This is a genomic window from Streptomyces montanus, from assembly GCF_005786655.1.
Taxonomy (GTDB): Bacteria; Actinomycetota; Actinomycetes; order Streptomycetales; family Streptomycetaceae; genus Streptomyces; species Streptomyces sporangiiformans.
The window spans coordinates 15,541-27,020 of the sequence record NZ_VBZC01000093.1; the positions used below are offsets into that span (position 1 = coordinate 15,541).

Annotated in this window: 9 protein-coding genes and 1 pseudogene; 8 read left to right on the forward strand and 2 right to left on the reverse strand. The window is 72.4% G+C overall.

The window, feature by feature from the left end; genetic code table 11:
* The first annotated feature begins 13 nt into the window (after positions 1-13).
* Together FE633_RS43775 and hemW are read left to right on the forward strand one after the other, a co-directional pair.
* Positions 14-1,948 carry a SpoIIE family protein phosphatase gene (locus FE633_RS43775; RefSeq protein ID WP_138050741.1) on the forward strand — a complete coding sequence of 645 codons (1,935 nt, stop codon included), beginning with the start codon at positions 14-16 and terminating at the stop codon, positions 1,946-1,948.
* A 67-nt stretch (positions 1,949-2,015) separates the two neighbouring features.
* Complete coding sequence (hemW, locus tag FE633_RS43780; RefSeq protein ID WP_138050742.1) at positions 2,016-3,248, forward strand: radical SAM family heme chaperone HemW; 1,233 nt, start codon at positions 2,016-2,018, stop codon at positions 3,246-3,248.
* Positions 3,249-3,428: 180 nt separating this feature from the next.
* Here hemW and FE633_RS43785 read toward each other — a convergent pair whose 3' ends face one another.
* Complete coding sequence (locus tag FE633_RS43785) at positions 3,429-4,235, reverse strand: DUF3097 domain-containing protein (RefSeq protein WP_138050743.1); 807 nt, start codon at positions 4,233-4,235, stop codon at positions 3,429-3,431.
* A gap of 45 nt (positions 4,236-4,280) precedes the next feature.
* Positions 4,281-5,036: an MBL fold metallo-hydrolase gene (locus FE633_RS43790; protein ID WP_138050748.1), complete on the reverse strand. Its 756-nt coding sequence runs from the start codon at positions 5,034-5,036 to the stop codon at positions 4,281-4,283.
* Positions 5,037-5,308: 272 nt separating this feature from the next.
* Here FE633_RS43790 and hrcA point away from each other — a divergent pair, with 272 nt between their 5' ends.
* The 6 genes and pseudogenes from hrcA to FE633_RS43820 all read left to right on the forward strand — a co-directional run.
* Entirely contained in the window at positions 5,309-6,325 is a 1,017-nt protein-coding gene (gene hrcA / locus FE633_RS43795) for a heat-inducible transcriptional repressor HrcA (protein WP_119102238.1), read from the forward strand.
* Positions 6,326-7,465, forward strand: coding sequence for a molecular chaperone DnaJ (gene dnaJ / locus FE633_RS43800; protein WP_138050744.1), 1,140 nt, complete (start codon positions 6,326-6,328; stop codon positions 7,463-7,465).
* A 138-nt stretch (positions 7,466-7,603) separates the two neighbouring features.
* The gene (locus tag FE633_RS43805; protein ID WP_138050745.1) at positions 7,604-8,686 is read left to right on the forward strand and encodes a nitronate monooxygenase; all 1,083 of its coding nucleotides are present in this window, start codon (positions 7,604-7,606) and stop codon (positions 8,684-8,686) included.
* On the forward strand, positions 8,686-9,441 hold the full coding sequence (locus tag FE633_RS43810; protein ID WP_138050746.1) for a 16S rRNA (uracil(1498)-N(3))-methyltransferase: 756 nt from the start codon (positions 8,686-8,688) through the stop codon (positions 9,439-9,441). Before FE633_RS43805 ends, FE633_RS43810 begins: the two co-directional genes overlap by 1 nt.
* Positions 9,442-9,664: 223 nt before the next feature.
* Entirely contained in the window at positions 9,665-10,261 is a 597-nt protein-coding gene (locus FE633_RS43815) for a hypothetical protein (RefSeq protein ID WP_246114106.1), read from the forward strand.
* Positions 10,262-10,306: 45 nt separating this feature from the next.
* Positions 10,307-11,480 (forward strand): annotated as a pseudogene (locus FE633_RS43820) (PD40 domain-containing protein); the annotation flags it as partial.

Sequence of the window (11,480 nt, forward strand, 5' to 3'; positions counted from 1 at the left end):
AGGGAGCCGCACAGTGGGGGTCATACCGACGCAACGGGAGATAAACTCCCGTGCTCCTGATGCGCCTGGGCACCCGCGCCCGCTGGCGCGAACGTCGCTCCCGGGCAACCCTCTCGCCCCGGGCGCCGCCCGCCGGTTCGTCCGCGCCGCACTCGCCGAGTGGACCGAACTCGCCCTGCCCGGCGCCGAGTTCATCACCGACCGGCTCGCCGACGACACCGTGGTCGTCGTCAGTGAACTCGTCACCAACGCGGTCGTGCACGCCGGCACCGACGTCGAACTGGAGACACGGCTGGAAAGCGGGGCGGGGTGCGGCTGCGAGGACGGTGCCGAGAACCCGGGCGGCGTCCTCGTCATCGAGGTCGCCGACCATCACCCCGCGCGCTCGGTCCGCGACGAAGGCGCCGACCGGCCGCACGACACCGTCGAGTACGGGCGCGGCCTGCGGCTCGTCTCCTCGCTCTCCGAGGCCTGGGGGATCACCTACCGCACCGGCACCAAGACCGTATGGGCGCGGCTGCCGTTCGACGAGGTCGCGGCCGGCCACGGTGCGGAGGAACCCGAGGCGTACGCCGGTGAGCACGCCCTGTGGCGCGGGCTGCGGGCCGCCGAGCTCCTCGCCCCCGCCCCCAAACGCACCCTGCACGACCAGGAGTGGCTCAACCGCGGCGCCCTCTCCTTCCTCGCCGAGGCCTCCGACCTGCTGGCCGGACAGCTCGACGAGGACCTCGTCGCCGCGCTCGCCGGACAGCTGCTCGTACCGCGGCTCGCCGACTGGTGCGCGGTGTGGCTGGAGGACGAGGCGCCCGGCCGCACCGACGGGGGCCTCGTCGGCGGTCCGCGGCTCGCGCGCGTCTGGCACGGCAGCGAGAACCGCATCGAGGAACTGCGCCTCGTCCTGGAGAAGGACCCGCCCCGACTGCCCGAATCGGCACGCTCCGGACCCGTCCCCGTGCCCTGGCCCGCCGACGCGCTCGGTACGCAGGCGGCCGACGGGTCGGCACTCGCGTACCGGCTGATCGCGGGCGGCAGACCCCTCGGCACGCTCGTCATCGGGCGGGCCGGGCTGGACCGCTTCCCCGACGAGATCACCGGACTCGTCGAGGACCTCAGCCGCCGCGTCGCACTCGCCATCGGAGCGGCCCGGCAATACGCGCGACAGGCCACCATCAGCCGCGTACTGCAACGCGGCCTGCTGCCCGGGGCCGTCGCCGAGATACCCGGCGTCCGCAGCGCGCTCGTCTACGAACCGTGCGACAAGGGCGGACCGAGCGGTGACTTCTACGACCTGTTCCCGGCCGGCGACGGACGCTGGTGCTTCGCGCTCGGCGACGTGCAGGGCAAGGGGCCCGAGGCCGCCGTCGTCATCGGCCTCGCCCGGCCCTGGCTGCGGCTGCTCGCCCGCGAGGGCTACGAGGTGCCCGACGTCCTCGACCGCCTCAACCAGCTGCTCCTCGACGACGCCACCGAAGCCGCGGACGCGGCCGCCCGCGCGCTGGTCGCGGCAGGCGGCCAGGGCCTCACCGAGGGCCCGCAGACCCGCTTCCTCTCCCTCCTGTACGGCGAGCTGGTCCCCTTCGACGGCGGTGTGCACTGCACCGTCGCCTCCGCCGGACACCCGCTGCCCCTGCTCCTGGCCCCGTGCGGCAAGGTGAGCGAGACGGCCCAGCCGCAGACCCTCCTCGGTGTCTTCGAGGACGCGACCTACACCTGCGACACCTTCGAGCTGCGCCCCGGCGACAGCCTCCTGTGCGTCACCGACGGCGTGACGGAGCGCCGCAGCGGGCCCCGGCAGTTCGACGACTCCGACGGCCTCGCGGTGGCCCTCGCCGGCTGCGCGGGCCTGAGCGCGGAACTGATCGCCGAGCGGATACGACGCCTGGTCCACGAGTTCGGCCCGAAGCCGCCGGAGGACGACCTCGCGCTGCTGGTGCTGCAGGCGGAGTAGTCGCGGAGTGGTCGCGGAGTAGCGGAGGAGCCGGGGAGCGCGCCGAAGGTGCTGGACAATGGAAGGCATGCCTTCCGCACTCCCCGACGGTGAGCCCGTCCCCGACGACGGGGCACTGCCCTCGCAGGCCCTGGCCGGCGCGGCCGAGCGCCCCCTCGGGTTCTATCTGCACGTGCCGTACTGCGCCACGCGCTGCGGCTACTGCGACTTCAACACGTACACCGCCACCGAGCTGCGGGGCAGCGGAGGCGTGCTCGCCTCCCGCGACAACTACGCGTCGACACTCGTCGACGAGGTCCGGCTCGCCCGGAAGGTCCTGGGCGACGACCCCCGGCCGGTGCGCACGGTCTTCGTCGGAGGCGGTACGCCCACGCTGCTGGCCGCCGGCGATCTCGTACGCATGCTGGGGGCGATCCGCGACGAGTTCGGGCTCGCGGACGACGCGGAGATCACGACCGAGGCGAACCCGGAGTCGGTCGACCCCGCCTATCTGGCCGCCCTGCGGGCCGGCGGCTTCAACCGGGTCTCCTTCGGGATGCAGAGCGCCCGGCAGCACGTACTGAAGGTGCTGGACCGCACCCACACGCCCGGCCGCCCCGAGGCGTGCGTGGCGGAGGCCCGCGCGGCGGGCTTCGAGCACGTCAACCTCGACCTGATCTACGGCACGCCCGGTGAGTCGGACGACGACTGGCGGGCCTCCCTGGACGCGGCGATCGGGGCGGGGCCGGACCACGTGTCGGCGTACGCGCTGATCGTCGAGGAGGGCACGCAGCTGGCGCGGCGGATCAGACGGGGCGAGGTCCCCATGACGGACGACGACGTCCACGCGGACCGCTACCTCATCGCGGACGAGAGCCTGTCCGCTGCGGGCTTCGACTGGTACGAGGTCTCGAACTGGGCCACCTCCGCGGCGGGCCGCTGCCTCCACAACGAGCTGTACTGGCGCGGCGCCGACTGGTGGGGCGCGGGGCCGGGTGCGCACAGCCACGTGGGCGGGGTGCGGTGGTGGAACGTCAAGCATCCGGGGGCGTACGCGGCGGCACTTGCGGCGGGCAGGACGCCCGGCGCCGGACGCGAGCTCCTCTCCGCGGAGGACCGCCGGGTGGAGCGCATCCTCCTGGAGCTACGGCTCCGCGAGGGCTGCCCGCTCTCCTTGCTGCGGCCGGACGGCCTGGCCGCGTCCCGGCGTGCGCTGTCGGACGGGCTGCTCGAAACCGGCCCGTACGAGGAGGGGTGGGCGGTGCTGACGCTGCGGGGGCGGTTGCTGGCGGATGGGGTGGTGCGGGACCTGGTCGACTGAGCGGGGTCCGTGGTGTGGGGTTCTTCGCCCCCGCCGCCCCTACCCGTCCCATCCTCAACCTGGGGGCTCCGCCCCCAGACCTCCGTATCGGCCTTGCGGCCTCGTCCTCAAACGCCGGACGGGCTGATTGATGCCGACCCGGGCTCGCATGCTTCAGCCCCTCCGGCGAAACCCTCGGGCTCAGGCCGGCGCCGTCACGAAGTCGATCAGTTCCTCCACACGCCCCAGCAACTCCGGCTCCAGGTCCTTGTACGAGCGCACCGAGTCCAGGATCCGCTGCCAGGCCTCCCCGGTGTTCGCCACGCGCCAGCCCAGCGCCCGGCACACCCCCGTCTTCCAGTCCTGCCCGTGCGGGACGCGCGGCCACTCCCGGATGCCGACCGAGGCCGGCTTCACCGCCTCCCAGATGTCGATGTACGGGTGGCCCACCACCAGCGCGTGCTCACTGGTCACCGACTCCGCGATGCGGGACTCCTTCGTGCCCGGGACCAGGTGGTCGACGAGGACGCCGAGGCGGGCGTCGGGGCCGGGGGAGAAGTCGGCGACGATCGCGGGGAGGTCGTCGACGCCCTCCAGGTACTCCACGACGACGCCCTCGATGCGCAGGTCGTCGCCCCAGACCTTCTCCACCAGCTCCGCGTCGTGGCGGCCCTCGACATAGATGCGGCCGGCGCGGGCGACCCGGGCGCGGGCGCCGGGGACGGCCACCGAGCCGGATGCCGTACGGGTGGGGCGTACCGGAGAGGCCGAGGGCCTGACCAGGGTCACCACGCGGCCCTCCAGGAGGAAGCCCCGGGGTTCCAGCGGGAACACGCGGTGCTTGCCGAAGCGGTCCTCCAGAGTGACCGTGCCCGCCTCGCAGCGGATCACGGCGCCGCAGAAGCCGGTGCCGGGCTCCTCCACGACCAGACCCGGCTCCGCCGGGACCTCCGGCACGGGCTTGGGCTTCTTCCACGGAGGGGTCAGGTCCGGTGAGTACTGGCGCATTCGCATGACGATAGGAGAAAGGACCCGCCGGGTGGGCCGAGAGCCCTACGACACGCCGAAACGCCGTGCCAGCGCGTCCCGTTGGGCCCGGACAAACGCCGCATTCACCGCGGCGCCGTGCCCCGGAACGTACACCGCGTCCTCGCCGCCCAGGTCGAGCAGCCGGTCCAGGGCCGTGGGCCAGTGGGACGGTACGGCGTCGGGACCCGCCTGGGGTTCGCCGGACTCCTCGACCAGGTCGCCGCAGAAGACGACCTCGGGGGAGTCCGCGCCGGGCGTGCCGGGGCCGGGTGTACCGGGGACGAGAACCGCCAGGTCGTGGGCCGTGTGGCCAGGGCCGATGTTCGCCAGCAGGACCTGGCGGCCCCCGCCCAGGTCGAGGGTCCGCTCCCCGCTCACGAGGTGCCGCGGACGGACGAGGAGATCCGCCGCCTCGGCCGCCTCGCGGGGGTCGGCGCCGTTGCGTACGGCGTCCGCGCGCAGCTCGTCGCTGTCGCCGACGAGGACCCGGTCCAGCCCCACCGCACCGAAGACCTCGACGCCCGCGAACGCCGCCGCCCCGAAGACATGGTCGAAGTGGGAATGCGTGAGCGCGAGATGGGTGACCCGGCCGCCGCCGAGCAGCCGGCGCGCCTCGCCACGCAGCCGCGCGCCCTCCCGCACGCTCGACCCGGCGTCGATCAGGAGCGCGGAGCCCTCGCCCACGACGAGCCCGACCGTGCAGTCCCACACGGGCAGTCGCCGCTGCCCGATCCCAGGCGCCAGCTCCGTCCACCCCGACGCCTCCCAGGCGACACTCAGCACGGCGCCGGCCCTTCCCAAGTCACCTTCATACACCGACGCTAGCTCTATGGTCCCGGCAGAGCAGGGCATGGTTCACCGCAGAGCGGAACCTGGTTACCGACTAGTTCCCGACAGGTCCGGACAAACCATCACACGTCGGGCCGACATCGCAGGCCCGGCCTTGCCGGGGTCGTACCCACCGGCCGTACACTTGAGCCGGGGATGCTGGCACTCGAACGCACTGAGTGCCAAGCGAAGGACGCGGGAAAGACCAGCTGGAGGTGTGCGCGGTGCTCAGTGAACGCAGGCTCGAAGTGCTGCGCGCCATCGTCCAGGACTATGTGGGCACGGAGGAGCCGGTGGGCTCCAAGGCGCTCACAGAGCGGCACAACCTCGGGGTGTCGCCCGCCACGGTGCGCAATGACATGGCCGCACTGGAGGACGAGGGCTTCATCGCGCAGCCGCACACCAGCGCCGGACGCATCCCCACGGACAAGGGCTACCGCCTCTTCGTCGACAAGCTCGCGGGCGTCAAGCCGATGACCGCGCCCGAGCGACGGGCCATCCAGAACTTCCTCGACGGCGCCGTGGACCTCGACGACGTCGTGGGCCGGACCGTACGGCTGCTCGCGCAGCTCACGCGTCAGGTCGCCGTCGTGCAGTACCCGTCGCTGACCCGTTCGACGGTGCGGCACGTGGAACTGCTGTCGCTGGCTCCGGCCCGTGTGATGCTCGTGCTGATCACCGACACCGGCCGGGTCGAGCAGCGCATGGTGGACTGCCCGGCACCGTTCGGCGAAGCGTCTCTCGCGGACCTTCGGGCGCGGCTCAACAGCCGGGTCACGGGCCGTCGCTTCACGGATGTCCCGCAGCTGGTGCAGGACCTGCCGGAAGCCTTCGAGACGGAGGACCGCGGTACGGTCTCGACGGTGCTCTCCACCCTCCTGGAGACACTCGTCGAGGAGACCGAGGAGCGGCTGGTGATCGGCGGCACCGCCAATCTCACCCGCTTCGGACATGACTTTCCCCTCACGATCCGGCCCGTCCTGGAGGCCTTGGAGGAGCATGTCGTCCTCCTCAAACTCCTTGGTGAGGCGGGGGATTCGGGCATGACCGTACGCATCGGTCACGAAAACGCTTATGAGGGACTCAACTCCACGTCCGTGGTCTCCGTCGGCTACGGTTCGGGCGGCGAGGCAGTAGCAAAACTCGGCGTGGTCGGACCGACACGCATGGATTACCCCGGAACGATGGGAGCGGTACGAGCGGTGGCACGGTACGTCGGACAGATCCTGGCGGAGTCGTAAGTGGCCACGGACTACTACGCCGTACTCGGCGTGCGCCGCGACGCGTCCCAGGACGAGATCAAGAAGGCCTTCCGGCGGCTCGCACGCGAGCTGCATCCGGATGTCAACCCCGATCCGAAGACGCAGGAGCGGTTCAAGGAGATCAACGCCGCGTACGAGGTGTTGTCGGACCCGCAGAAGAAGCAGGTCTACGACCTCGGCGGTGACCCGCTGACCCAGGCGGGCGGCGGAGGCGCGGGCGGCTTCGGCGCCGGCGGGTTCGGGAACTTCTCGGACATCATGGACGCGTTCTTCGGCACCGCGTCGCAGCGCGGGCCGCGCTCGCGCACCCGACGCGGCCAGGACGCGATGATCCGCCTGGAGGTCGAGCTCGACGAGGCGGCCTTCGGGACGACCAAGGACATCCAGGTCGACACCGCCGTCGTGTGCACCACCTGCAGCGGCGAGGGCGCCGCTCCGGGCACCTCGGCTCAGACATGTGACATGTGCCGCGGCCGCGGTGAGGTCTCGCAGGTCACGCGTTCGTTCCTCGGCCAGGTCATGACCTCCCGCCCCTGCCCGCAGTGCCAGGGCTTCGGCACGGTCGTGCCGAACCCGTGCCCGGAGTGCGCGGGCGACGGACGCGTACGGTCCCGTCGGACCCTGACGGTCAAGATCCCGGCCGGTGTCGACAACGGCACACGGATCCAGCTCGCCGGAGAGGGCGAGGTCGGCCCCGGCGGCGGGCCCGCCGGTGACCTCTACGTGGAGATCCACGAGCTGCCGCACGCGACCTTCCAGCGGCGCGGCGACGACCTGCACTGCACGGTCACCATCCCGATGACCGCGGGAGCACTGGGCACCAAGGTCCCGCTGGAGACGCTCGACGGCCTCGAAGAGGTCGACATCCGCCCGGGCACCCAGTCCGGCCAGTCGATCCCGCTGCACGGCCGCGGCGTCACGCATCTGCGCGGCGGCGGCCGGGGCGACCTCATCGTCCACGTCGAGGTCACGACCCCGTCCAAGCTCGACCCGGAGCAGGAGCGCCTGCTGCGCGAGCTGGCCAAGCTGCGGGGCGAGGAACGGCCTACGGGACAGTTCCAGCCCGGGCAGCAGGGGTTGTTCTCACGGCTCAAGGACGCGTTCAACGGTCGCACGTAGGTGGGGCACCCGGGCCGACGGCCGCGTCCGCCGGCCCGGGTGCCTTCCCATCACCCCTGATGGGCGCCCATTCCGATGGCGTATGCCGGGCGGAAGGCCGGATTCGGTCCTTCTCGGGGGACGTGACAACATGCCGTCATGTCCACCGCGCTGACCGATCTCTTCCCCCTCCCGATCGTGCAGGCCCCCATGGCCGGCGGCGTCTCCGTGCCGCAGCTCGCCGCGGCCGTGTCCGAGGCCGGGGGGCTCGGTTTTCTCGCCGCCGGCTACAAGACGGCCGACGGCATGTACCAGGAGATCAAGCAGTTGCGCGGGGCCACCGGCCGGCCCTTCGGCGTGAACCTCTTCATGCCGCAGCCCGAGTACGCCGACCCGGCCGCCGTCGCCGTCTACGCCAGCCAGCTCGCCGGCGAGTCCGCGTGGTACGAGACCGAGCTCGGTGACCCCGACAGCGGACGCGACGACGGCTACGACGCCAAGCTCGCGGTGCTCCTGGACAACCCGGTGCCGGTCGTCTCCTTCCACTTCGGCTGCCCCACCCGCGAGGTCCTGGACTCCCTCGCCCGTGCCGGCACGATCACCCTGGTCACCGCCACCACCGTGGAGGAGGCCCAGGCCGTGCAGTGGGCGGGCGCCGACGCGGTGATCGCTCAGGGCATCGAGGCGGGCGGCCACCAGGGAACCCACCGGGACAACCCGGAGACGGCCGGCGCCGGCATCGGACTGCTCTCCCTGATCGCGCAGATCCGTGAGGCCGTACAGATCCCGATCGTCGCGGCCGGCGGCATCATGCGCGGCAGTCAGATCGCCGCCGCCCTCGCCGCCGGCGCCTGCGCGGCCCAGCTCGGCACGGCCTTCCTCGCCACCCACGAGTCCGGCGCCAACGCCGTGCACAAGCAGGCGCTGACCAACCCCCTCTTCGTGCGTACGGAGCTGACGCGCGCCTTCTCCGGCCGGCCGGCCCGTGGCCTGGTGAACCGCTTCCTGCGCGAGCACGGCCCCTACGCGCCCGCCGCGTACCCCCAGGTCCACCACCTCACCTCCGGACTGCGCAAGGCGGCCGCCAAGGCGGGCGACCCGCAGGGGATGGCGCTGTGGGCGGGGCAGGGGCACCGGCTCGCCCGTGATCTGCCCGCGCAGCAGCTCGTCGAGGCGCTCGCGGACGAACTGGTCGCCGCGAAGACGACGCTGTCGGCGTATCCCGCGGGGGGCGGCGTCTGATGACCGCTCCGGTGTTCGTGGCGGATGTGGCGGACGTGCTGCCGGGCGGGCCCGACTTCGTCCTGGACGGCCCCGAGGGGCGGCACGCCGTGTCCGTGAAGCGGCTGCGGCCGGGCGAGGACGTCGTGCTGACGGACGGACGCGGGCACTGGACGGAAGGCGTCGTCAAGGCGGCCGAGGGCAAGGACCGCCTCGTGGTCACGGACCTCCACGAGGTCCGTGAGGAACCGGAGCCCACGCCCCGGATCACCGTCGTTCAGGCACTCCCCAAGGGCGACCGCAGTGAGCTCGCCGTCGAAACCATGACGGAGACCGGCGTCGACGAGATCGTCCCCTGGTCCGCCGCCCGCTGCATCACGCAGTGGAAGGGCGAGCGGGGCCTCAAGGCGCTCGGCAAATGGCGCGCCACCGCGCGCGAGGCGGGCAAGCAGTCGCGCCGGGTGCGTTTCCCGCAGGTGGCGGACGCGATGACGGGCAAGCAGGTTGCCGCACTTCTCGCCAAAGCGGACCTTGCGGTGGTGCTGCACGAGGACCGGGCCCACCCGAGCGAGCCCCTGGCGACCGTCGCGCTCCCCGCGTCCGGTGACATCGTGCTCGTCGTGGGGCCCGAAGGGGGTGTCTCCCCGGAGGAGCTGGAGCTGTTCGTTCAGGCCGGCGCGAAGACCTGCCGGCTGGGGCGTAGTGTGCTGCGCACCTCGACGGCGGGGACGGCGGCGGTGGCGCTGCTGCTGGGGCGCACGGGGCGCTGGTCCTGACCGGGTTTTTTTCGCCCCCGCCGCCCCTGAAATCTTCAGCCCGTCCGGCGTTTGAGGACGAGGCCGTCAGGCCTATACGAGGGTCTGGGGGCGGAGCCCCCAGACCCAGGATGGGACGGGTAGGGGCGGCGGGGGCGAAAAACCCTTGCGCGCGCCCATGCGTGGCGGATCGTGGCCGCATGCGGTCTACCGCGACCCCGTCCGGGGTGGCACGCTGCCGTCTATGGGGGCATTGAGGCGTATACGGCAGGGCTTACGGACGCGTCGGCGGACCCCGGCCCTGGCCGGACTCGCGGCGGTAACCGTGCTGGGAGCCACCGCCTGCGAACCCGGCGACGGAGTGAGCTCCGTCGCGGTCGCGATCACCACCGACCAGGTGGGCACCCGGGAACTGGAGCGCCAGGGCGTCGACGTGCAGTGGGTCAGCTGCACGGCCTCGTACGGCGACAAGGCGAAGCCCGGGAACTCGCCGAGTCCGCGCAGCGTGGCGAACGTCGACTGCGTGGGCGAGACCAAGGACGGCAAGGACATCAGCATCAAGGGGAAGGTGACGCAGGAGGTCAACGGGAAGTGCGTGCGAGGCGACCTCACCGCCAAGGTGGGCGGCAAGCAGTGGTTCCGGGTGGACGTACTCGGGAACTGCGACGCCGCCGAGCCGAGCAAGGAGCCGCCCTCGACACCACCCGGCGACCACAAGTCGACTCCGCCCGTCGATCACAGGACGACACCGCCGCACGAGCAGCCGGGCCCCACCGTCACCGTCACCGTGACCGTCACCGAGCATCCGCGCCCCACCTGCTCCTGCGCCCAGGGCAAGTGATCCGAACCTCTGGCCGGGGGAAGAGTCGCTGCATAGGGTGATCGGGTGACACAGACCGCACCCGCTGCATCCTCGACCTATCTCCGGTATCCGCATCTCCATGGCGAGTTGATCACTTTCACCGCCGAGGACGACGTCTGGGTCGCGCCGCTCGACGGCGGCCGCGCCTGGCGGGTCAGCGCCGACAACGTCCCCGTGAACCACCCCCGCATCTCACCGGACGGCACGACCGTCGCCTGGACCTCCACCCGTGACGGCGCCCCCGAGGTGCACATCGCCTCCCTCGACGGCGGCCCCGCCAAGCGCCTTACGCACTGGGGAAGTTGGAAGACCCAGGTACGCGGCTGGACCCCGGACGGGAACGTGCTCGCGCTCAGCACCTACGGGCAGGCCAGTCTGCGGCGCACCTGGGCACGGTCCGTACCGCTCGACGGCGGTCCCGCGACCACCCTGCCGTACGGGCCTGTCGGCGATGTCGCCCACGGCCCCGGCGTCGTGCTGCTGTCCGCGCCGATGGGACGCGAGGCCGCCTGGTGGAAGCGGTACCGGGGCGGCACGGCGGGCAAGCTGTGGATCGACCGTGCGGCCGCGGGCGAAGAAGGAGACGGCGAGTTCGTACGGCTGCATGAGGAGCTGGACGGGAACATCGAGTACCCGTCGTGGGTGGGGGAGAGGGTCGTCTTCCTCTCCGACCACGAGGGCGTCGGGGCCGTGTACTCGTCCCTCGCCGACGGCTCGGATCTGCGACGTCACACGGCGGTCGACGGCTTCTACGCCCGGCATGCGGCGACCGACGGCACGCGCGTCGTGTACTCCTCCGCCGGTGAACTGTGGCTCCTCGACGACCTGGACGGGGCCGAGCCGCGCCGGCTCGACATCCGGCTCGGCGGACAGCGCGTCGACCTGCAGCCGCACCCCGTGAACGCGGCCCGCTGGTTCGGTGCCGCCGCGCCCGACCACACGGGACGCGGCAGCGCGATCTCCGTGCGCGGCGCCGTCCACTGGGTCACCCACCGCTCCGGCCCCGCCCGCGCCCTCGCCGCCGAAGCCGGCGTACGCGCCCGGCTGCCCCGCACCTTCCGCGTCGACGGCGAGGAGCACGTGGTGTGGGTGACGGACGCGGAGGGCGACGACGCGCTGGAGTTCGCGCCCGCCACCGGCGTCGCGCCCGGGGCGACCCCGCGACGGCTCGCCGCCGGGCAGCTCGGCCGGGTGCTCG

Excerpts from the sequence above, each read along its gene's own strand:
- hemW (WP_138050742.1), top strand. The coding sequence starts at position 2,016 with ATGCCTTCCGCACTCCCCGACGGTGAGCCCGTCCCCGACGACGGGGCA.
- FE633_RS43810 (WP_138050746.1), top strand. The coding sequence starts at position 8,686 with ATGACCGCTCCGGTGTTCGTGGCGGATGTGGCGGACGTGCTGCCGGGC.
- FE633_RS43805 (WP_138050745.1), top strand. The coding sequence starts at position 7,604 with ATGTCCACCGCGCTGACCGATCTCTTCCCCCTCCCGATCGTGCAGGCC.
- FE633_RS43815 (WP_246114106.1), top strand. The coding sequence starts at position 9,665 with ATGGGGGCATTGAGGCGTATACGGCAGGGCTTACGGACGCGTCGGCGG.
- FE633_RS43785 (WP_138050743.1), bottom strand. The coding sequence starts at position 4,235 with ATGCGCCAGTACTCACCGGACCTGACCCCTCCGTGGAAGAAGCCCAAG.